Source organism: Solibacillus sp. FSL K6-1523, from assembly GCF_038005225.1.
Classification (GTDB): domain Bacteria; phylum Bacillota; class Bacilli; order Bacillales_A; family Planococcaceae; genus Solibacillus.
The window spans coordinates 3,815,008-3,837,759 of sequence record NZ_JBBOSU010000001.1; the positions used below are offsets into that span (position 1 = coordinate 3,815,008).

Below are 22,752 nucleotides of genomic sequence, written 5' to 3' on the forward strand. Positions count from 1 at the left end.
TCATTTCCTTCATTTGTCCGTTATAATGGTGAGATAATATTGCATCAACAACTCGCGCTAAATTTAGTGCGAGTTGTTGATGTTTAAATTGGCAGTTTTCTGCAATTAAAGGACGTGTAAAAATGAGTGACGTAAAAATGGAAGTCGGGCAAAAATTCCCGCTTACGATAAAGAGACTCGGAATTAATGGAGAAGGTGTCGGGTTTTACAAGCGCAATGTTGTATTCGTAAAAAATGCAATTCCTGGCGAAGAAGTAACCGTAAAGCTAACGAAATTACAAAAGAATTTCGCCGAGGCTGAAATACTAACAATCCGTAAAGAAAGTGAATTTCGTCAAGAAGCACCTTGCCCTGTTTATTCAGAGTGTGGGGGCTGTCAGTTACAGCATATGACATATGACCACCAACTCCTTCATAAGCGTGATTTGGTCGTGCAAGCATTAGAAAAGTATGCAAAGGAAATTGCAGCTAAAACAGAAATCCGCTCAACAATCGGAATGGAAAACCCTTGGAATTACCGCAATAAATCACAGTTCCAAGTACGTAAAGAAGGTAAACGTGTTTATGCTGGTTTATTTGCTGAAAATACAAATGAATTATTAAATATTAATGATTGCTTAGTACAACATCCTTTAACTTCAAAAATTACAGTCGGTGTACGAAAAGCATTACAAAAGTTAAATATCACTATTTATGACGGCAAAAACTTAAATGGTTTAGTGCGTACAATTGTCGTTCGTACAGGAGTGAAATCTGGCGAAACACAAGTTTGTCTTGTAACGACTCGCAATGAGTTGCCTCATAAAGCGGAATTAATCGAGCGTATAAAAAAAATCGATCCATCGATTGTGTCTATAACGCAGAACGTCAATCGCGATAAATCTTCGTTAATTTTTGGCGAAGACACATTCGTATTAGATGGAGAAATGGCGATTCGTGAAAAATTAGGCGAGTTTGCATTTGATTTATCAACACGCGCTTTCTTCCAGTTAAATCCAGAACAAACAGTGCATTTATACAATGAAATTAAAAAGGCTGCCGCGCTTACAGGTAAAGAAAATGTTGTAGATGCTTATTGCGGTGTTGGAACGATCGGCATGTGGCTAGCAGACGGGGCACGTGAAGTTCGCGGGATGGATAATGTTGATGAGGCCATTGCCGATGCAAAATATAATGCACGTTCAAATGCCAACTTACAACATGTTCGCTTTTTCCCTGGCTCTGCTGATAAATGGCTGTTCCGCTGGTCAAAAGAAGGCTATCGACCAGATGTCATTTCAGTTGACCCACCACGTACAGGCTTAGAACCAGGCTTTATTAAAACGGTATTAAATATCAAGCCGAAAACTTTCGTTTATACATCATGCAACCCATCTACACTGGCGCGTGATTTACAAGAGCTTTCGAAAATCTATGACGTAGAATATATTCAACCGATTGATATGTTCCCACAAACTGCTCAAGTAGAAGCTGTTTGTCGACTTGTTTTACGTAAATAATTGTTATGATCCAAAAGTTCATTCATTCACTATAGAATGAATGAGCTTTTTCATTTGCATTATACAACCACTTATCAGAATATTAAATAAAATCAACATAACGGAGGCTAATTACAAATGGGACGTGTCGTACATTTTGAATTTCATGTAGATAATATGGACCGCGCTAAAATATTTTATGGTAATGTTTTTGACTGGAAGTTCGAGGACTGGAGTGAGTATGCAGGTATGCCTTATTTCGGTGTTACGACTGGAGATAATCAAGAGCTAGGTATTAATGGTGCACTTATGCAACGTCAAAGTGCACCACCAGCGCTTGGACAAGGTGTAAATTCTGCCGTATGTACAATGGGCGTAGAAAATTACGATGAAACAGCAGCAAAAATATTAGAAAATGGTGGGCAAGTTGCGATGCCTAAATACGCATTACCTGGCATGGCTTGGCAAGGATATTTCATCGACACCGAAAACAATATTTTTGGTCTTCACCAACCAGATCCAAACGCGAAATAAACTTAGAAACGTAGCGAGAAAAGGTTAATTCCCTTTTCTCGCTTTTCCACTTCATTATAAACACACAAAACCTCCCTCCAAATTCAGCTCGTTTTCATGTATCATAGAGCAAGTAGGAGGTGTAACAATTGAAAAAGATTCTATTTATAGTGGCGATTTTTGCCTTTACTTATACTGGATTACAATGGATTTCCGGTTTATTTTTAACATCTAACAGTGACTCGGATGTTAGTACAAATAATAGTTCTATGCTTCAATCCGCCGTTACATTCGGTGGCGTAAACTATTTAAATGTATTTCTTTACATAGTATTATCCGCTATTATTACGGCCATTATTTATTTCACAGTAAAAAGCAGACGTTCAAAAGATTAATTTTGAACGCCTGCTTTTTATGTGATTGCAGCTTTTTTTGTTTAACATAGTACTTTTTTTAAAATCACAAAAGCCCTAGCTAACTTTATCTCTAAAAGTTAACTAGGACTTTAATTATTACTTAATCTTATTTCATTTTGCATAGACTAACATCTCGGAATATTGACCGAAAAACGTTTCAACACCCTCCCTTTTACAAGTTTAGATTTGTATACTTTTTTCAACCATCTCCCTTTCTTTAAGTTACTTATTACATTATCACAACACTTCATTTTTGTAAATATTCTAAATATATAAAATATTAAATTAATTACTATTCCCTATTATTTTCCCTGTTACTGGTTTATTACTAAACTTTAGTTTTTTTAAGTATGCACATTGATTACAATGGATATTACTATAAGGACAATTTACGCAGCCTTGCCTTGTCCATTAACTTTTCTAGAATAACGTAGTATAATTAATGTATGCAAACCATAAAGGAGGGACATCCATTTTTTCCACAGTGAAAAATGGCGCTTATGAATCCAATTACAAATAAAGAACAACAAGTTACTTACTTAAAAGAACGTTTAGAAATCTTCCTTGAGGTATTAGATGCAATTGACCCTGAAACAACTGAACTAGACGATATCGATCGCTTAATCAAAATGATGGACGATTTAGAAGATAAAATGGATCAATTCCAATCTCGCGAATCAAACGAATAATATTGAAGGCAATGCTTTTTATAGCATTGTCTTTTTGTGTTTTCATCTTTACATAGTTATAACCAAATAAGCCAACCTTATGGAGCAAGTATTAAAATAAAACTTCTCATAAAGTGCTGGCTAGTTTAGGCTGGCTAAGCACATGAGGCGCACAGCTTTGTGTAAGGCTAGCCTACACAAAATTTTGCTATTCTCAAACCTTCTTCATTTTTCGCCGCTTGCCGTGGGAGGCGGTGTTATCCTTGCAAGGCTTTGCCCATTGTGCAGGTACTATCCTAATTCTCCTACCGCAAAGGAGCAATGAAATATATAACTTCTGTGCAATGTTGGTCCATTTAAGCAATCAACTCCTATTTTTTTATGCTTGCTAGTATAGAAGTAATGTATTTTATGGTCGAGTTCACATTGCATTAAAAATATTGAATAAACCTAGAAATCTTCATATTCAAAAGATGATTAAGGTTTTAGTGGTGAAAATTTGATTAGAAAGGAGTTGATTGGAATGTAGGGGAGGCGACTTCTGAAGGAACAGCACGTGCGGAAAATCCACTTGTTACGAGATACCTCTCGAAACAAGTTAGTTGGAGCCGTGCCCGCGAAAAGCGTCCTAACCGGAATGGAAATCAACTCCCTCTTTAATTAGAAAGAAATATTAATGATAGATTCCTTAATTATATGATAAAAACTGCTACTTTCTCAGTAAAAAGGCTTAATTTCACAAGATTCATATCATTCTATGTAAGCGCTCTTTTTTTTCTTGGTTAAAAGAGCTATAATAAACTATGAATTATAAAATATTAATTATATTTTTCTGGGGGGAAAAATAAGATGTCATATTTAGATACATTAGAACAAAGTCTTTACAATTTAATTACTGAAACATCTACAAATTTACCAAAAGATGTTCGCCGCGCGATCAAAAAAGCAAAGCAAGCTGAAAACGCTGGTACACGTGCTGCGATGAGTTTAGATACAATCACTAACAATATCGTAATGGCTGAAGATAATGTTTCGCCAATTTGCCAAGATACAGGATTACCAACTTTCAAAGTTTATACTCCAGTTGGCGTAAACCAACTTGAAATTAAGGCAGCCATTAAAAAAGCGATTGTTGCAACAACTGCTGATGCAAAATTACGTCCTAACTCAGTGGACTCATTAACTGGTAAAAACTCTGGTGACAACCTAGGTGAGGGCCTTCCAGTAATTAAGTTCGAGCAATGGGAAAATGACTATATTACAATCAAGCTAATCCTTAAAGGTGGCGGCTGTGAAAATAAAAACATCCAATACTCTTTACCTGCTGAATTAGAAGGTTTAGGTCGTGCTGGACGTGACTTAGACGGCATCCGTAAATGTATCCTTCACTCAGTATGGCAAGCTCAAGGACAAGGCTGTTCAGCTGGCTTCATCGGTGTTGGGATTGGTGGCGACCGCTCTTCTGGATATGATCTTGCAAAAGAACAATTATTCCGTTCTACAGAAGATGTAAATGAAAATCCAGAACTTGCAAAATTAGAAGAATACATTGTAGAAAAATCAAATACTTTAGGTGTTGGTACAATGGGCTTCGGCGGTGAAACAACTTTATTAGGTTGTAAAATCGGCGTAATGCACCGTATCCCAGCTTCATTCTACGTTTCTGTAGCGTACAACTGTTGGGCATACCGTCGCATGGCAATCGACATTAACCCTACAACTGGTGAAATCACGAACTGGCACTACCAAGACGGTGAAAAGATTACATTTAAAGAACAAGATGTAGCTTCTCAAGTGGAAGAAACAACGAACGAAATTATTAAATTAACTGCTCCAATCTCAGAAGAACAAATTCGTTCACTAAAAGTGGGTGACGTTGTGTCAATCGACGGTCGCATGTACACAGGCCGCGACGCAATCCACCATCACTTAATGGGTGAAGATGTGGTAGCTCCTGTTGACTTAAACGGTCAAATTATTTATCACTGTGGTCCTGTAATGGCGAAAGACGAAACTGGTAACTGGGTAGTAAAAGCAGCTGGTCCAACAACTTCAATGCGTGAAGAGCCTTACCAAGGTGATATTATGAAACGCTATGGTATCCGCGCTGTTATTGGTAAAGGCGGCATGGGTCCAAAAACGTTAAAAGCTTTAGGCGAACACGGCGGCGTTTACTTAAATGCAATCGGTGGTGCGGCACAGTACTACGCAGACTGCATTAAATCAGTTGACGGAGTAGACTTAATGGAATTCGGTATTCCAGAAGCAATGTGGCACTTAGGTGTTGAAGGCTTCACAGCAGTTGTAACGATGGACTCTCACGGTAACTCATTACACGCTGATGTTGAAAAATCATCTTTAGACAAATTAGCATTACATGCTGAACGCATATTCTAATCCCTACAGCAAAAGCGACTCCCCCATTCATTTGGGGTGAGTCGCTTTTTCATTTCTTCTATAAAGACAATAGAAAAAAGCAGCACATACGATTTATTCGCTGTACTGCCTTTGGATTACGGTCAAAAACTACTGCACTAACGGAGCATTTTCTGCTGACTCATTATAAACTTTTGTATCTAACTCGTTTGTTGCACGACTTGAAACGATCCCCGAAACCATTGAACCACTTACATTTAATGCAGTACGTCCCATATCAATTAACGGTTCAACTGAGATAAGTACACCTGCAAGGGCAATCGGTAAATCCATTGCGGATAATACGATAATCGCTGCAAATGTCGCTCCCCCACCTACACCAGCAACACCAAATGAACTAATTGCCACAATTAAAATTAACGATACGAGGAATGACGGTGATAATGGATTAATACCAACAGTCGGCGCTATCATTACTGCTAACATCGCTGGATATATACCCGCACAGCCATTTTGACCAATCGATAAACCAAATGATCCCGCAAAGTTAGCAATCCCATCTGGAATGCCAAGGCGCTTCGTTTGTGTTTGAATATTTAATGGAAGCGCACCAGCACTTGAGCGTGAAGTAAAGGCAAATAATAATACTTCTGCTGTCTTTTTCACATATGTTAAAGGATTTAAACCTGTTAGGGAAACGATTAATAAATGCAATAAGAACATTACTATTAATGCGACATAAGAAGCAATTACGAATTTCCCTAAATCCATAATAGCTCCGAAATCACTCGTTGCTACTGTACGCGCCATAAGCGCTAGTACCCCATACGGCGTTAAGCGTAATACAATACGAACGACACCCATAATTAATCCGTAAAGTGCGTCCACACCTTTTTTTACATTCGCTGCCGTCTCTTCTTCTTTACGGCGCAATGTTAAATAACTAAAACCTAAAAATGCTGCAAATATAACAACCCCGATTGTTGAAGTAGCACGAGCACCTGTTAAATCAGCAAATGGATTCGCCGGGAACATCGTTAAAATTTGATCTGGCAACGATGCAACGTCTGCTGAACGCTCTGTCATCATTTCTCCACGGGCAACTTCCTTTTCACCTTGTATAATTTGCGTAGCATCTAGATCAAACGCAACAGTTGTCACAATACCTATACCAGCTGCAACTGCTGTAGTTCCTATTAATACAGTTAAAATAATAGCAGCTGCTTTACCAAAGTTTTTACCAGCCGTCACTTTCGTAAATGCCGTTAAAATTGAAATAAATACTAAAGGCATCGCAATCATTTGTAGTAATTTTACATACCCATTGCCTATGATATTATACCAAGGCATCGTTTCATTGAGCGCATCTGATCCAGCCCCATAAACGAATTGTAATCCTAAACCTAATAAAATCCCCAATCCTAAACCAAGAAAAACACGATTAGAGAATTTCACATGCTTTGAATTTAAGTAATATAAAAACGCAACAATGAGTAATAAGAGCGCAACATTCAATAACACTAAAAAGTTCAACAAAAACCCCTCCTATATAAATTAATTATAAAAACAATAATACCCTATAATTCATATTAATCAAGTAGGAATAAAAAAGTTCCATATTTTAATATTATTTTCTTAGTATTTACAAAATGGCACCTTTAAATTATAATCATTATAAATAAATAATTAATAAAATATAAATGAAACTGATTATCACCTGCATTAACAATGAAAATCATTATCAAGGAGGTCCCTATGGAATATTCTAATCGAGAAAGTTTATCATTAAATGAGAAAATGATTGAACATAAAGAATTAATTGCCGCTCTTTTTTCTGGTGTTATTATTCTACTAGCTTGGCGCATGGAAACAAATGAACAAATAACAGCAGCGATCATTGCGTATCTTACTGCATTTTTTATAGGTGGTTATGCAAAGGCGAAGGAAGGTATTTTAGATACGATTGAAAGTAAATCATTAAACGTTGAAATCTTAATGATTTTAGCTGCCATTGGTTCGGCTATTATTGGTTACTGGACAGAAGGTGCTATTTTAATATTCATTTTTGCTATAAGTGGTGCACTTGAAACCTATGCAATGAATAAAAGCCATCGTGAAATTTCTGCATTGATGGAATTACAGCCTGAGGAAGCTTGGTTAGTACGTGGTGGGTTTGAACCAATTAAAGTGGCTGTAAGTGAGTTAAAAGTAAATGATCATATTTTAGTAAAACCTGGGGAGCGGATTCCTGCAGATGGCAACATATTTAAAGGTGTTTCCACTGTTGATGAGGCCGCTATTACTGGGGAGTCTATGCCTATTACAAAAAATATCAATGATGAGGTTTTTGCAGGCACTGTTAATTTAAACGGCATATTAACAATCCGTGTAACAAAACCTAGTACCGATACATTATTCCAAAAGATTATTACACTTGTGCAATCTGCGCAAAGTGAAAAGTCCCCTTCTCAGCAATTTATTGAACGATTTGAAGGACCATATGTGAAAGGTGTTTTAATCGTCGTTGCATTGATGATGTTCGTTCCCTACTATTTACTTGGTTGGGATTGGACGACAACATTTTACCGTGCCATGGTATTACTGGTTGTAGCATCGCCATGTGCACTCGTTGCAGCCGTTATGCCAGCAACATTATCCGCTATATCAAATGGTGCAAAAAGCGGTATTTTAGTAAAAGGTGGCGTGCATTTTGAACATTTAAGCGTTCTTCGCGTTCTTGCTGTTGATAAAACAGGTACATTAACACAAGGTACTCCCGTTGTAACCGATTTTATCGTCCGTGAAGATTTAAACAAAGAAGATACATTGGGAATTATTGCGGCCATTGAAGCACAATCAAATCACCCCCTTGCACAAGCAATTATACGCTACGCAAAGGCACAAAATGTATCCACTATCCAAAATATTTTAATTGAAGACATTCCCGGCTATGGAATGAAGGCAACAATTGACAATCAGCATTATTCCATTGGGAAACCGGACTTTGTTGGAAGCGAGTTAGCAAGCGCATTTGCCAATGGTGCATTAAGCCAATTAGGTACTGAAGGGAAAACAGTCGTATTTTTAAAAGATGCAGAAGGAATTGCAGCGCTAATTGCTATGCAAGATGTTGTACGTGAAGAAGCTAAGAAAGCCGTTGCTGAGTTACGAGAGCTTGGAATTGATGTCATGATGCTAACTGGGGATAACGAAACAACAGCTAAAGCTATCGCAAAAGAAGCGGGCGTTACAAACTATGTAGCGGAATGCTTACCCGAAACAAAGGTAGCGCATATTAAACAGTTTAAATCATCTTATGAACATGTAGGAATGGTTGGAGACGGTATTAATGATGCACCTGCTCTAGCAACAGCTTCAGTCGGGATTGCTATGGGCGGCGGTACAGATGTCGCTTTAGAGACAGCAGATGTAATCTTAATTAAAAATGACCTATCGAAAATTGCCTATGCGATAAAACTATCTCGCAAAATGCAACGAATCATTAAACAAAATATCACCTTCTCTTTAACTATCATTGCACTATTAATCATTTCGAACTTTTTACAAGTAATGAACTTACCTCTTGGTGTTATCGGACATGAAGGGAGTACGATTTTAGTTATATTAAATGGGTTACGTTTATTAAGTAAAAATGTCTAACTCAATAATAAAAACACGTAGAAATCAAAATTCTACGTGTTTTATTCATCTTCAATATACACTTTCTACTTGCACCTTCTTCGCGATTTGTCGCTTTTGAACGGTAGCGTTTAAAAGTCCACCTAATATTAAAACCATTCCAGTAAAGTACAGCCACAACATTAAAATAATGATCCCACCTATACTGCCATACGTCTTACTGTAATTCCCAAAGTTACTAATGTAAAATGAAAACCCATAAGTTAATATAAGCCAGCCAGCTGTTGCAAAAATCGCTCCTGGTAATACACTTATGATCGTCAATCTCGGATTAGTGTTTGGGACAATCCAGTACATTGCTATTAAGACAATACTAATTAATGCTGGTGGCATAATCCAACGTACAAAATTCCAAATCTCTTCAAATGTACTAGTCACACCAAAATAGCTAAATACGATGCGGCCAATTTGCTGACCAAATACGGGCAGTACGAGTGCTAACAAAATGACAGCCACTAATGAAACGGTGAAGATTAATGACCATAGACGATTTTTTAAATTTACTTTTCCCTCTACATCATACGCGCGGTTCAAAGCTTTCATCAACGCGTCTACTCCTTTTGAGGCTGACCAGATTGTCCCTAAAATACCAATAGATAATAATCCACTATTTTGTTTATTTAACACATCTACCAATGTACCTTCTATAAAGCCATATACTTCATCTGGCATAATAGTATTCAAAAAATCAAACACTTGACCTTGCTCTAAATTCAAATAAGGCAACAATGTCACCATAAATATGAGCATCGGAAAGAATGACAGTAAGAAGAAAAAAGCTAATTGGGCACCCATCCCACTCATATCACTTCTCCGTATTCGATAGATTAAATCTTGTATAAATCCCTTTGTCGTTAACATATCAATTGATGCAGGTTCTGGTGAAACATAGGACTTAACGAGCGCCAATTTATCTTTTACAGTTTCTTTTTCATTCATGCAGCTACCACCTCTTATAAGATATTAGCTCTGCTGATTATCCTTTTTAGAAAACGCTTGAATTGTTTCTGAAACCAAACCTTGAATTGTACCTGGCAATGTTTTTAGCTCATTAGGGTCTTGTCCTTGTAATAAATTTTGTACATTATTATTTACTGTACTATATAAATTTTGCGCTTGTTGAACTTTTCCACCTACTATTTCCATTAACTCTTCACGATTTTCTGCATAATACGTTACTGTCCCTTTTACTTTTTTCGATGTTTCTACAGTATGCTGACGCGTTGTCTTATCGAACATACTTATCGTTGCACCAACTACTGCACCTATTACAACAAACGGTAGTAATTTACTTTTACTCATGACTTTTTCCTCCTAGTATCTACAATTCAAATCTAACTTAATATGTCTACTTATATTCTAACCAAACTCCCAACTTTTTGAAAGCCGCGCCCTCATGATTATGTTGACATTTAGGAAACAAAATGAAATGATGATTTTGTATATATTGAAAGGTAGGGCACATAATTATGGAATTATCAAATCCAACACAAGAAAATGTTATTTTTATGATTGAACAAATTAAAGAAAAACTTCGTATGGTAAATGTTGATGCAATGCAAGCAGACCAATTTAACGCTGAAAAATACGAGGACTTATTATATTTATATGAAATGGTTATGAAGCGCGAATCATTTAGCCTAAGTGAAATGAATGCCATCGTATCAGAACTTGGTGAGCTTCGTAAATAAAGTATTTGAAAAAGAAGCCTATCACATACGTGATAAGCTTCTTTTTGCGTTTCCCCGACAATATTCCCCAGGAAATGAACTATTTAATTAATTCAACAGCGATTTCCGCGCCAACACGTGCGTTATTTTTTACTAATGCAATGTTCGCCTCTAATGATTTACCTTCTGTTAATTCTTTTACTTTACCTAATAGGAATGGAGTCACATCTTTCCCTGCGATTCCTTGTTGTACTGCTTCTGCTAATGCATTTTCAACAATTCCATTAATAAAACTTGCTTCGATTGAGTCTTCTGCTGGAATTGGGTTTGCTACTAATGCCCCACCGCGCAGTCCTAAATCCCACTTTGCACGTAAAATTGCAGCTGTTTCTGCTGGAGAATCTGAACGGAAGTTAACATCAAATTCACTTTCGCTTGTGTAGAATGCTGGTAATTTATCCGTACCGTAACCGATAACAGGTACACCTTTTGTTTCTAAGTATTCTAATGTTAAACCGATATCTAAAATCGATTTTGCGCCTGCACAAACAACCGCTACATTTGTCATCGCTAATTCTTCTAAGTCAGCTGAAATATCCATCGTTGTTTCTGCACCACGGTGAACACCACCGATACCACCTGTAACGAATAATTCGATTCCTGCTAATTCAGCACAAATCATTGTTGCCGCTACAGTTGTAGCACCAATTTTTTTCGTTGCTAATAAATAACCGATATCACGACGAGATGCTTTTGCAACACCTTGTGCATTACCGAACATTTCTAGTTCTTCATCCGATAAACCGATTTTAATTTGCCCATCGATAATAGCAATTGTTGCCGGAACCGCGCCACCATCACGAATAATTTGTTCTACTTCACGAGCAGTTTTTACATTTTGCGGGTATGGCATACCATGTGAAATGATTGTTGACTCTAATGCAATAACAGGTAATCCTTTTTCTTTTGCTTCTAAAACCTCTTGTGAATATGATAAATATTGTTTCATAATAATTCCCTCCAATGATTTAATGCTTCATTTGTTAAATCTGTTCTTACTGTTTTTTCCGATTGCAATGTTTTTGATGCATTGATTAATCCTAGCTGAATCGCTACTTCGAGGTCCTCATCATTTATGACCCCATGTAAAAAGGCACTAACAAATGCATCTCCCGCACCCGTAACATCGATAATATCCGTAGTCTTTACGGCTTCGAAATGTTGGATTTTTTCATGATTACCTGCTAATACACCGTGTTCTCCAAGTGTTAATACAACTGATTGTGCACCCTTTTGTATTAACTGTCGAACTGCCGCTTCATAATCCGACATACTTTCAAGTGTTACTTGTAAATATGTTTCCGCCTCATCACGATTACAAATAAAATAACTTACACCGTTTAAATTATCAGGCATGTGAATCATCTTAGGTGATGATACCGGCACGATGACAAAAGGAATATTTCGCTGTTTAGCTAAATCCTTCGTATATTGAACTGTCTCTGCTGGGCAATTTAAATCAATGATAATACAACTCGCTTGTTGCAATGTTGCCTCATGTTTTTCTAGTACAGTTGGCAGAAGCTTTGTATAAATCGACATATTCGCCATAGCAATAACGAGTTCACCTGTATTATCTAGTACTGCTGTGTAGGATCCTGTTTTTTCATCTTGAAGTTTTTCTACAAGATCAAAACTTACATAGGCTTCGCTAGAATTTTCAAGAAGCTGACCATCATGATCATCACCAAGTGTCGTTAATAATGAAACTTGATTGCCTAGTCGTCCTAAATTTTCTGCAATATTACGTGCAACGCCACCGACGCTTTCGCTAATTGTAGCTGGATTAGATGTGCCTAATTGGACATCTTTTTCAATCGAAAATTTCCGGTCTACATTAGCTCCACCGATTGCGATAATTTGATTTTTTTCAGGCAGTACATAAGCGCGTCCAATGATTTCCCTTTTTTTGATTAACGAGGAAATCGTATTGGCTAATGCTGGTCGAGACATACCTAATTGTTGCGCCATATCTTGCTGTGATAAATATGGATTTTCTTTAATTAGTTGGAAGACTAATTTTTCCTTTTCATTCATAGTCTCACCTCCCTAAATCAAACATTTGTTTAGATTATAAAACTTTTGTTTGGAGGTTGTCAAACATTTTTTCCTTACAAAAAATCAAAACGGGCAATTATCATTAAAACCTCCTATTTATCGACCTGTATTATATTGTTTCCCCCAATTTCTAGCTTTATAACCACAAAAAAAGCGCTATTTTGAATGAATCAAAATAGCACTTCCTTAACTTTACTCTACTATTACTTGTCCTGCTTCATTCACACGAGGTTGAACAAGAACTTCTACTCGACGGTTTTGAGCACGACCATCTTCTGTATCATTTGTAGCAATCGGTTTAAATTCACCATAGCCTTTTACACTGAAATAATTTGCATCTAGCTCTTCATTGTCACTAACTAATATTTTCATAAAGTTCACTGCGCGCATTACAGATAACTCCCAGTTTGATTCAAACTCAGTCGTTCGAATCGGCACATTATCTGTGTGACCTGTTACAACGACATTACGCGGTGGATCAAACATAACAATTTGCGACAAGTCAGTCGCAATAGCCATATATTCATCTTTTACTTTTGCTTTACCCATATCAAAAAGAACACTATCTCGGATTGTAATTAATAGACCTTCATCCGTCATTTTTGTTTCAAATAACTTCTCTAGCTCATTCACCGCAATAAATTCATCCATTCGCTCCTGAACTTCTTGTAAAGCTTTTTGGTCTTCCAAATATTTCGTTGCACCCGATTGAATATCTGGTGACACGCTATCTGGTGATTGAATAACTGCAGGGTAATCTAAAACACTCGTACCACTACTGAATACGTCATTAAATACAGCAGACATTTGTTCCAATTTGTTCTCATCAACAGTACTTGAAGCAAATAATACGATAAATAGGGCTAGAAGTAACGTTAAAATATCGGCGTATGGTACGAGCCATGATTCATCAACATGTTCTTCTTGTTTTTTCTGTCTTTTATGCCTCTTTGCCAAGGCCACCCGCCCCGCTTTCCGTAATTTGCTTACGCTCTTCCATTGTTAAGTATGATGCTAATTTTTGCTCAATTACACGAGGTGCTTCACCTTCTAAAACAGATAAAATCCCTTCAACCATCATGCGCTTTTGCTTTACTTCTATTGCAGATTTACGCTTTAACTTATTAGCAAATGGATGCCATAATACATAACCAGTAAAGATACCTAATAACGTTGCTACGAAGGCTGCTGAAATCGCAACACCTAACTTATCAATGTCAGTCATATCTTTTAATGCTGCGATTAGTCCTACTACTGCACCAAGTACCCCTAATGTTGGAGCATAAGTACCGGCTTGTGTGAAGATAAGAGCACCGCTAGTATGGCGATCTTCCATTGCCTCTACTTCTTCGGTTAGTACATCTCGAATGTAGTCAGCATTTTGACCATCAATGGCTAGTGTTAAACCATTTTTTAAGAAAGGATCTTCTACCTCTGAGGCTTTACTTTCTAAAGCTAATAACCCTTCACGACGAGCTAAATCAGCCCATTGAGAAAACATTTTAATTAAATCAATGTCACTCGCCAATTTCTTTTCTGTAAATAAAATTTTAAAAAGTTTTGGAACTCGCTTTAGTTCCTTCATTGGGAATGCGATTGTTACTGCAGCAATTGTTCCAAAAATGATAATTAAAATAGCGGCAGGGTTCAATAATGCATCAGGTGTAACACCTTTCATGAACATCCCAAGTAGTAGTGCAAAAAACGCTACAATTATCCCAACAAGTGATGAAATATCCATATGTAGTTCCTCCAATTACTTTGTCTGTTTATTACTTCGGTCTATTTTATTTTTTATTAACTTCCTATACACTAGTATATAGGCAATTTTTGTTTTTTTCGATGTAATAATACATTTTTCTTCGTATTTTGCCATTTTTGATTACAATGTATCAAGGTTACCAAAATTTATAGGAATTAAATTGGAGGAATGATTCAAATGAACTTAAATTTTAAGAGAAACTTAACAAATTACGCTGAATTAGCAGTAAAAGTAGGAGTTAATATTCAACCAAATCAATATTTATATATTGCTGCTTCTATTGATTCTGCACCTTTTGTACAAATTGTTACAAAATTAGCCTATGAAGTTGGAGCGAAACAAGTTTTTGTTGATTACACGGATGATCAAGTTGCTCGCCTTCGTTACGAATTAGCTCCTGAGGATTCTTTTGACTTCTTCCCTCCATGGAAAATACAAGAGCGTGAATGGTTAGCAGAGCAAGGGGCAGCATTTATGCATATCGTTTCTCAAAGCCCTGATTTACTTGCTGGTGTCGATTCAAAGCGCATTGCCACATTCCAAAAGGCTTCAGGTACTGCATTAAGCAAATATCGACAATATGTGCAATCCGATAAAATTAGCTGGACGGTTATTGCCGCACCATCAAAACAATGGGCCGCAAAAGTTTTCCCTGAATTAGCTGAAGATCAACAAGTCGATGCACTTTGGGATGCGATTTTTAAAGCGACACGTGCAGACTTAGAAGATCCAATCGACGCTTGGGCCAAACATAATGAAACACTTCACGAAAAAGTAGACTATTTAAATGATAAAAATTATGCAAAATTACATTACACTGCTCCAGGAACAGATTTAACAATCACGCTCCCAAAAGGACATTTATGGTGTGGTGCAGGCAGTGTCAATGAAAAAGGCGAGGAATTCATGGCCAATATCCCGACAGAGGAAGTATTTACAACACCTCAAAAAGATGGTGTGAATGGCTTCGTTTCTAGTACAAAACCATTAAGCTACGGTGGCAATATTATCGACAACTTTAAACTTACATTTGAAGATGGGCGCATTGTGAATGTAGAAGCAGCACAAGGTGAAGATGTATTAAAAAACCTTGTCGCAACAGATGAAGGTTCTCATTATTTAGGGGAAGTTGCACTCGTTCCATTCCAATCGCCAATTTCACAATCAAACATTCTATTTTACAATACATTATTTGATGAAAATGCGTCGAATCACTTAGCAATCGGAAGTGCTTATGCGTTTTGTTTAGAAGGCGGCAAAACAATGTCACGTGAGGAATTATTAGAAAAAGGGCTGAATCAAAGTATTACACATGTAGACTTTATGATTGGTTCTGCACAAATGAACATTGATGGAATTACTGAAGACGGGAAATTAGAACCGGTATTCCGGAATGGCAACTGGGCGTTCTAACTTCTACTAACAGAAATTAGGCTTCTAATCGATGTCAGAAAATTTCAAGATGTTGCCATACTTTCATTCTATTCTATAAAAATTACACAAATTCCCCTACAATGTTCCAATTGGTTAGGTTATAATTGGGTGTAATCATTCTTAAATTATCGAATAGAAAGGAGTTTTCTACAATGTTTGATCACCATCACCCATTTTTATCTGATTACTATACAATAGTTCTCGGATTCTCTGCTGTAATTCTTATTTGTTTAATTTTATTCATTCAGTATTTACGCATGGGATTACAGGCGCATGATTCTGTATTAGTAGATACAAAGGCAGGCGCTTTTGCTCCAAATGAAAAAGTAAAAGATGGTCACCATCATTAATTTTTCACAACCGCTTCTTATTTAGCGGTTGTTTTTTTATGCTCATTTTTCGCACAAGTACCCTTATTTTTAATCTATTTACTTTAAGTAATGTATTTATTATTTGAATTATCTAAATAAAAATATAAAATAATAATTGTAACGAAAGGGGTTTACAACATATGTCATCACTAAATAATATTTTAAATTTCAATGAACAATTTGTCACAGAGAAACAATATGAGCCATTCATTACTACGAAATATCCAGATAAGAAGATTGTTATTTTATCTTGCATGGATACTCGTTTAGTTGAATTATTACTAAAAGCGATGAATTTACGCAATGGGGATGTAAAAATCGTCAAGAGTGCAGGGGCAATCGTCAATCATCCATTTGGTGGTATTATGCGTAGTTTACTTGTTGCGGTCTATGAATTACAAGCTGAAGAAATTTATATAATTGGTCACTATGACTGCGGGATGAGCGCAATTGACCCACAAGCAATGCTAGAGCATATGTGTGAACGTGGGATTAAGCAAGAAACTATTGATATTATTAATTACTCAGGTGTAGATTTAGAACAGTGGTTGCGCGGTTTTGGTGATGTGACAACGAGCGTGTTAAAAAGTGTCGATATAGTAAGGAGCCACCCATTAATGCCAGTTGGGGTTCCAATTCATGGACTAGTCATTGATCCAGGTACAGGAAAGCTCGATTTAGTTTCAGATGGTAATGGCTACTCTAAAAAATAAAAACTTAAATTGAAACACCCCCACCATTTTATGTTTCATCAAAGTGGTGGGGGTTAAATTTGGCACTAAAAGTATTTCTTCACTACGCAGTGACATCTCGTTTATTAAATACGATAAATGTAATGGTTAAGAAAATAACAGCATAAACAAAATTAACGGTAAGGGCTAAAGTTAACGTTGTACCCGGTATCATCGGTGTATAGTTTGTTGCATATTGACTTAAGTTCACATGCGTAATCCATACAAACTTAATAAACTCATAACGGCTTAATAACATGACAACAATATTACTCATGAACGAGCTAAATAACGTCAAGCCAATAGCAAGTGAGCTTGATTTGAAAATAGTACCAATTAAAAATGCAAAGAAAATTGACATAAAGAAGCTACCAAATGATAAAAAGAACATTTCAAAATAGCTTGACCATACATCCATTTGTACTACTTGTCCTTCAATAACTTCTAATGGCGTTGACAACGCTGTCCCCCATAAAGTAGCACCAAGAATTGCAGACAAAATAATCGCTGATATATAAAGCGTTAATCCGAAAATAATCGTCGTTACTAATTTTGACAATAAGATTTTCCACCTTGCAATAGGTCTCGTTAACAGCATTTTAATTGTGCCTGTTGAAAATTCACTTGAAACAATTCCCGCTGCTACAGTTACGATAAATATCGTAATAACCATGGACACCACTTCTAACGTACTACTCATGAATGTATCCATCGTTGTTCCATTAGGTGCAATATTATGTTCAAGGCGGTATTCCTCAATCATAATCCGTTCATAATAATAGCTACCTGTAGATTCGTTTAAATCGTCTTCTTCAATTATCTTCTCAAAATCAGTAATCAATTGTTGTGAACTTTGCTGCCAACCCTCATTTACTGGATCATCATAATATTTTATAGCTGCCGCTGGTACGATGACTAACAGTAACATCAGTATAAGCATGACCCATGTACTCTTTTTCGCCCATAATTTAACCCATTCATTAACGACTAATTTCATCGATTGCACCTCCACCTGTCATTTCAAGGAATTGATCCTCTAATGTTTTATTATTCGGTTGAACTGCATAAACCTCAACTTCACTAGTAAGTTTCTTCAATAATGCAGGGATTTGTTGCTTTGGAATTTCTACATTAAAACCATTTTCATAAGCTGATATTGTATAACCATCAAGTAATTGCATGAATCTTTCTTTTGGCTCTGCCTCGATATAATACATGCTTGATTCCGATGCGTTAATTTCTTTAATATCGATTAATTCCCCGTTTTGAATAATAGCTACACGGTCACACATCAACTCTATTTCAGACAGTAGGTGACTCGAAACAACGATCGAAACCCCTTCTGTTTGTGCGATATGGCGTAAATGCATTCGAAACTCACGAATACCTGCTGGGTCTAAACCATTTGTCGGTTCATCTAAAATTAAAAATTTTGGTCGATGTAAAAGGGCCTGTGCTAATCCTAAACGTTGGCGCATTCCTAACGAGTACGTGCTTACTTTTTCATTAATCCTTTTTTCTAACCCTACTTGACGAATGACCTCATCAATTCGCCCTTTTGTCACGCCTTCATGCATGCGTGCAAAATGTTGGAGGTTTTTATAGCCGCTCATAAATTTATACATTTCTGGATTTTCGACAATTACGCCAACCTGATTTATTGCAGACTCATAATTTTTGGCTAATGACTTACCATCAATGATAACTTCCCCAGCAGTAGGATGCATAAGTCCTGTCATCATTCGAATTGTCGTCGTTTTTCCCGCGCCATTCGGTCCTAGAAATCCTGTAATTTGACCTGGAAAAAAATCGATACTCAAATCTTTAATAATGCGCTTATTTTTAATCGTCTTTGATAAATTTTTCACTTGTACGATTGGTTTCATTATATAAAGCCACCCTTCTAATAATTAGTAATTTTAAGGAAGTAAAATAACCCTTCCTAATCTACGTTCCAGATTAAGAAAGGTTGCATTATTTTACTTTTTTTTGAAATCCTGTTGGAGCAATGCATACATATAGTGGTCTTCCCATTTTCCATTAATAAATAATAAATCCCTTAGTAACCCTTCCTGTTCAAAGCCTGCTTTTTCCAATACACGAACAGATGCTAAGTTTTGCGGAGAAACATATGCCTCCACACGATGTAAATTAATTGTTTGAAAAGCAAACCTTAACAAAATATTGACCGCCTCTGTTGCAATCCCTCTACCTATAAAATTTTTATCTATTGAATAACCAATAAAGCCACTTGAATACGGTAAACGTTTAATAGCATACAGCGAAATATGACCGATAAGCTGCTGTGATTGTAGATCATATATTCCAAATGAAAATTCTCTATTTGCTTGCAAAAGTTGGATACTTTCTAAAATTTTATTATACTGTGTTACCTCTGTATAATATTCATCCCGATGTAGTGGCTCATGGACTGACCAAAAAAACTTATTATCTGAAAGCAACTTAGCGAGTGCCTTTGCATCGGATTCAATAAAGGTACGCAACAAACACTGCTGTCCAACAAGTCGTACCATTGGATCACCTTTCTTTTGAAATAAATTAAATAAACTTTTCATCACAATTCACCTACGTATTCACCAATATAAAGGACATTATTACTTTTTAACTTGTTTTCTTTTTTTACTTTTCTTTCGTTCCTTTGTATTTACTGGTAATTCAATAGTTGCAACAACTTCTTCCTCAGCCGCTTGTTGTGTTTCAAAAACATTTGTCATCTGCAAGCCTCTGCGCGTAGCTTCTTTTTCAATATGTTCAATAATCTCTTTTAATACTTGAACACGCGCATGGAATTTATTATTTCCTGAAATTAAATGCCACGGTGCATCTTCTGTATCCGTTTTTGCAAACATTTCATCTGCTGCTTCACTATACAAATCAAATTTTTCACGATTGCGCCAATCTTCATCCGTTAATTTCCATGATTTATACGGATCTTCTGCACGATCATTGAAGCGCTTTAATTGCTCCTCTGAATCAATGTGAATCCAGAATTTCATCATGATATAATCACCATCTGTTAATTGTGCTTCAAAATTATTTATTTCTTCGTAAGCGCGTTTCCATTCATCTTCAGTCGCAAATTTTTCAATTCGTTCAACGAGTACACGACCATACCAAGAACGGTCAAATATCGCGATTTGACCATGCTGTGGCAACTTACGCCAAAAACGGTGCATATAATGGTAACGAAGCTCGTGTGGTTGTGGGGCTGAAATAGGGTGTACAACTAGGCCTCGTGGGTCGATACGCTCTGTTAAACGTTTAATCGCGCCACCCTTACCAGCTGCATCCATCCCTTCAAAAGCTAAAATTAATCCGATTTTATTATTAAATAAAAACTGTTGCGCATTTAGCATTTCATATTGTAGAACTTTCAACTTTTTCTTGTACATTTTCTTATCTAATTCTAATGATAAATCCAAATCCTTTAATTGCTTCATCTTTTTCATCCTCCCCTTGTTCAACTACTATTAGTTTACTTGAAATTATCTGAATTTGGTAATTTTCGTTCGTTTGTGCTTTTTTACACATATTTCTTTGTAAACGGAAGGATGGTTTTACTTTTTAATATAAATACAAATTGGACATACATTATTTTATTTGAATACCGGTCTTTTCACCTTCTAATTCCACTAGTTTTTATTTAAGTATGCTTCTTACCAATTTATGCTTTTAGCTTTTCAATTATTAGTATTTTCAATGTGCAATTCCCAATCAAAAGTCCATATAAAATAATAAATTACAAAAAAATCGTAACGGCTAAAAAATGCCGTTACGATTTTTATTAGTCTTCTAACATTGTTAAAATAATTGGTTTATCTTTTGTAACAATAATGGAATGCTCAATTTGGGCAACTAATGATTTATCTGGTGTTACGAATGTCCAGCCGTCACCTGATTCCACAATATGCTCTGCTTTTGCCGAGATGAATGGCTCTACTGCAAGGACCATTCCCTCTTTCATAATTGTCGTATCCCATGCGTCGTAATAATTTAAAATATGGTCAGGTGCTTCATGTAAAGATTTACCTAAGCCGTGGCCTGTTAAGTTCATAATAACCGTTAAACCGTGATCGCGTGCTTCGCGTTCTACTGCTTTACCAATTTGGTTTAATTTTGAACCAGCTTTTACTTTTGTAAACGCACGCTCAAGCGCTGATTTTGCTACTGCACATAATTTCTCTTTATCTTCATAGCCTTCACCAACTACGAAAGAAATCCCTGTATCTGCAAAATAGCCGTCTAAAGATCCTGAAACGTCAATATTAACGATGTCACCTTCTTGGATTTTCTTTGAACCTGGAATACCATGTGCTACCTCATGATTAACACTAATACAAGTGTATCCTGGGAAATCATATTCCCCTTTTGGTCCTGAAATGGCTCCTGCTTCCGCAAACATGCGCCCTGCAATTTCATCCAATTCTTTCGTAGTAACACCCGGAACTGTCGCAAGCTTCATCGCCTCACGAATCTCCGCGCATATGCGACCAATCTTTTTAAACGCTTGGATTTCTTCTTGAGTTGTAACAATCATGTTAAACTTCCTTCCTTCTAATAATGTCTACCCTACACTATAACATATATTGCAACATGGCGAAAATTCCTACCTACCAATAAAAAGAGTGTCCCCAATTCGAGACACTCCTCCATTTTTAGTTATTTATTTTATCGATTGTACCGTCAGCTGGATGTTGAACTTTCATTAATTGAAGCTGGGGATTTCCCTTTAATTGAGTCAAACGTTTTTAATAATCTTGGCGCAGTAGTGAATAATAATACCGCTACTATAGCTGTTAAAATCGTTGCTGGTAGCATATACGAAGTGTTATAAATGATTGAATATTTCCATACATTTTCATCACCTGCATATTCCTTAAAGAATACAACACCTGCTATTAGGTGTGCGCTGAATCGTAAAAATCCACCGATGAAAATTCCGATGACAATATAAGTCGTCATTTTCGCTTTGTTTAATGCTTGTGATGCTTCAAGTAATGGTTTGCGTACAATAGCAGCTAACCCCACCACTGTAAAAGCAATACCGTAATCAAGTAGTGCCTGTACCCAATGTGCAATAAAGGCACCGAATGCCATTTGTAAAATCCCAATAATTAACCCTGTTGCCAAACCTGCTACTATGCCCCAACGAATCGCCATTAATACGATAGGTAGCATGACAAAGCTAATGGATCCACCTTGTGCCCACAAGCTAAACGAAAACTGGTCTAACACTAGCCCGATGGCAGCAAAAATTGCAATTTCCACCATCATTAATAATTTCTTTTTGTCCAAAATAAATCTCCTCCTTTTTTCGATGTAAAAAGTGAGAAGGAATAGAAAAAAACGATAGCAGGACAGAGCCTGACTATCGTTTATTAGTCGGTTTCTATCCACATCCCTACGCAAGTGTTAACTTACAGGTTCAAAGAGTCCGTGCATTACGTGCACAATCTCAGCCAACAAATTTGGCACCCCTTGTGGTTACATCTTTT

23 protein-coding genes and 1 riboswitch are annotated in these 22,752 nt (G+C 36.6%); of the genes, 10 read left to right on the forward strand and 13 right to left on the reverse strand.

Annotated elements, in window-relative coordinates; genetic code table 11:
• The first annotated feature begins 122 nt into the window (after positions 1–122).
• From rlmD to MHI10_RS18445, 5 genes are all read left to right on the forward strand, one after another.
• Positions 123–1,499: a 23S rRNA (uracil(1939)-C(5))-methyltransferase RlmD gene (gene rlmD, locus MHI10_RS18425; protein ID WP_340788006.1), complete on the forward strand. Its 1,377-nt coding sequence runs from the start codon at positions 123–125 to the stop codon at positions 1,497–1,499.
• Between the two features lie 117 nt (positions 1,500–1,616).
• A complete protein-coding gene (locus MHI10_RS18430; RefSeq protein WP_340788008.1) occupies positions 1,617–2,012 on the forward strand; it encodes a VOC family protein in 396 nt (131 codons plus the stop codon).
• 128 nt (positions 2,013–2,140) lie between these two features.
• A complete protein-coding gene (locus tag MHI10_RS18435; protein ID WP_340788011.1) occupies positions 2,141–2,386 on the forward strand; it encodes a carboxypeptidase in 246 nt (81 codons plus the stop codon).
• 521 nt (positions 2,387–2,907) lie between these two features.
• Positions 2,908–3,096, forward strand: a complete 189-nt coding sequence (locus tag MHI10_RS18440; RefSeq protein WP_340788012.1) for an SE1561 family protein — start codon at positions 2,908–2,910, stop codon at positions 3,094–3,096.
• 828 nt (positions 3,097–3,924) lie between these two features.
• On the forward strand, positions 3,925–5,472 hold the full coding sequence (locus MHI10_RS18445; RefSeq protein WP_340788015.1) for a fumarate hydratase: 1,548 nt from the start codon (positions 3,925–3,927) through the stop codon (positions 5,470–5,472).
• A gap of 129 nt (positions 5,473–5,601) precedes the next feature.
• On the opposite strand, the gene MHI10_RS18450 is transcribed toward MHI10_RS18445, so the two are convergent.
• Positions 5,602–6,984 (reverse strand): L-cystine transporter, encoded by a 1,383-nt coding sequence (locus MHI10_RS18450; protein WP_445683195.1) that lies wholly within the window; start codon positions 6,982–6,984, stop codon positions 5,602–5,604.
• Between the two features lie 222 nt (positions 6,985–7,206).
• On the opposite strand from MHI10_RS18450, the gene MHI10_RS18455 reads away from it, so the two are divergent.
• Positions 7,207–9,111 (forward strand): heavy metal translocating P-type ATPase, encoded by a 1,905-nt coding sequence (locus tag MHI10_RS18455; RefSeq protein WP_340788019.1) that lies wholly within the window; start codon positions 7,207–7,209, stop codon positions 9,109–9,111.
• Positions 9,112–9,162: 51 nt separating this feature from the next.
• Here MHI10_RS18455 and MHI10_RS18460 read toward each other — a convergent pair whose 3' ends face one another.
• Positions 9,163–10,089 carry a YihY/virulence factor BrkB family protein gene (locus MHI10_RS18460; protein ID WP_340788021.1) on the reverse strand — a complete coding sequence of 309 codons (927 nt, stop codon included), beginning with the start codon at positions 10,087–10,089 and terminating at the stop codon, positions 9,163–9,165.
• A gap of 24 nt (positions 10,090–10,113) precedes the next feature.
• Positions 10,114–10,452, reverse strand: a complete 339-nt coding sequence (locus tag MHI10_RS18465) for a YtxH domain-containing protein (protein ID WP_340788023.1) — start codon at positions 10,450–10,452, stop codon at positions 10,114–10,116.
• Positions 10,453–10,619: 167 nt separating this feature from the next.
• Here MHI10_RS18465 and MHI10_RS18470 point away from each other — a divergent pair, with 167 nt between their 5' ends.
• Entirely contained in the window at positions 10,620–10,841 is a 222-nt protein-coding gene (locus MHI10_RS18470) for a DUF1128 domain-containing protein (protein WP_340788025.1), read from the forward strand.
• A 79-nt stretch (positions 10,842–10,920) separates the two neighbouring features.
• On the opposite strand, the gene MHI10_RS18475 is transcribed toward MHI10_RS18470, so the two are convergent.
• The 4 genes from MHI10_RS18475 to motA all read right to left on the reverse strand — a co-directional run bounded on the left by MHI10_RS18475 (position 10,921) and on the right by motA (position 14,679).
• Positions 10,921–11,829, reverse strand: a complete 909-nt coding sequence (locus MHI10_RS18475) for a pseudouridine-5'-phosphate glycosidase (RefSeq protein ID WP_340788028.1) — start codon at positions 11,827–11,829, stop codon at positions 10,921–10,923.
• A complete protein-coding gene (locus tag MHI10_RS18480; protein WP_340788031.1) occupies positions 11,826–12,917 on the reverse strand; it encodes a PfkB family carbohydrate kinase in 1,092 nt (363 codons plus the stop codon). Before MHI10_RS18480 ends, MHI10_RS18475 begins: the two co-directional genes overlap by 4 nt.
• Positions 12,918–13,130: 213 nt before the next feature.
• A complete protein-coding gene (gene motB, locus MHI10_RS18485; RefSeq protein WP_340788032.1) occupies positions 13,131–13,895 on the reverse strand; it encodes a flagellar motor protein MotB in 765 nt (254 codons plus the stop codon).
• On the reverse strand, positions 13,879–14,679 hold the full coding sequence (gene motA, locus MHI10_RS18490; RefSeq protein ID WP_340788034.1) for a flagellar motor stator protein MotA: 801 nt from the start codon (positions 14,677–14,679) through the stop codon (positions 13,879–13,881). The genes motB and motA overlap by 17 nt, the downstream gene beginning before the upstream one ends.
• A gap of 198 nt (positions 14,680–14,877) precedes the next feature.
• Between motA and MHI10_RS18495 the strand changes: the two genes are divergently transcribed.
• The 3 genes from MHI10_RS18495 (at position 14,878) to MHI10_RS18505 (ending at position 17,218) form a co-directional block, all read left to right on the forward strand.
• Positions 14,878–16,113 carry an aminopeptidase gene (locus MHI10_RS18495; RefSeq protein WP_340788037.1) on the forward strand — a complete coding sequence of 412 codons (1,236 nt, stop codon included), beginning with the start codon at positions 14,878–14,880 and terminating at the stop codon, positions 16,111–16,113.
• A 173-nt stretch (positions 16,114–16,286) separates the two neighbouring features.
• Entirely contained in the window at positions 16,287–16,484 is a 198-nt protein-coding gene (locus tag MHI10_RS18500; RefSeq protein ID WP_340788038.1) for a hypothetical protein, read from the forward strand.
• A gap of 161 nt (positions 16,485–16,645) precedes the next feature.
• The gene (locus MHI10_RS18505; RefSeq protein ID WP_340788039.1) at positions 16,646–17,218 is read left to right on the forward strand and encodes a beta-class carbonic anhydrase; all 573 of its coding nucleotides are present in this window, start codon (positions 16,646–16,648) and stop codon (positions 17,216–17,218) included.
• An 82-nt stretch (positions 17,219–17,300) separates the two neighbouring features.
• On the opposite strand, the gene MHI10_RS18510 is transcribed toward MHI10_RS18505, so the two are convergent.
• From MHI10_RS18510 to thiT, 6 genes are all read right to left on the reverse strand, one after another.
• Positions 17,301–18,233, reverse strand: coding sequence for an ABC transporter permease (locus MHI10_RS18510; RefSeq protein WP_340788042.1), 933 nt, complete (start codon positions 18,231–18,233; stop codon positions 17,301–17,303).
• Complete coding sequence (locus MHI10_RS18515; RefSeq protein WP_445683231.1) at positions 18,217–19,125, reverse strand: ATP-binding cassette domain-containing protein; 909 nt, start codon at positions 19,123–19,125, stop codon at positions 18,217–18,219. The genes MHI10_RS18510 and MHI10_RS18515 overlap by 17 nt, the downstream gene beginning before the upstream one ends.
• 90 nt (positions 19,126–19,215) lie before the next feature.
• A complete protein-coding gene (locus tag MHI10_RS18520) occupies positions 19,216–19,770 on the reverse strand; it encodes a GNAT family N-acetyltransferase (protein WP_340789283.1) in 555 nt (184 codons plus the stop codon).
• Between the two features lie 81 nt (positions 19,771–19,851).
• The gene (locus MHI10_RS18525) at positions 19,852–20,697 is read right to left on the reverse strand and encodes a polyphosphate kinase 2 family protein (protein ID WP_340788048.1); all 846 of its coding nucleotides are present in this window, start codon (positions 20,695–20,697) and stop codon (positions 19,852–19,854) included.
• A 344-nt stretch (positions 20,698–21,041) separates the two neighbouring features.
• Entirely contained in the window at positions 21,042–21,794 is a 753-nt protein-coding gene (gene map / locus MHI10_RS18530) for a type I methionyl aminopeptidase (RefSeq protein ID WP_340788049.1), read from the reverse strand.
• 146 nt (positions 21,795–21,940) lie between these two features.
• Positions 21,941–22,552, reverse strand: a complete 612-nt coding sequence (thiT, locus tag MHI10_RS18535) for an energy-coupled thiamine transporter ThiT (RefSeq protein ID WP_340788050.1) — start codon at positions 22,550–22,552, stop codon at positions 21,941–21,943.
• 86 nt (positions 22,553–22,638) lie between these two features.
• Positions 22,639–22,746, reverse strand: a riboswitch (TPP riboswitch).
• Positions 22,747–22,752: the final 6 nt, after the last annotated feature.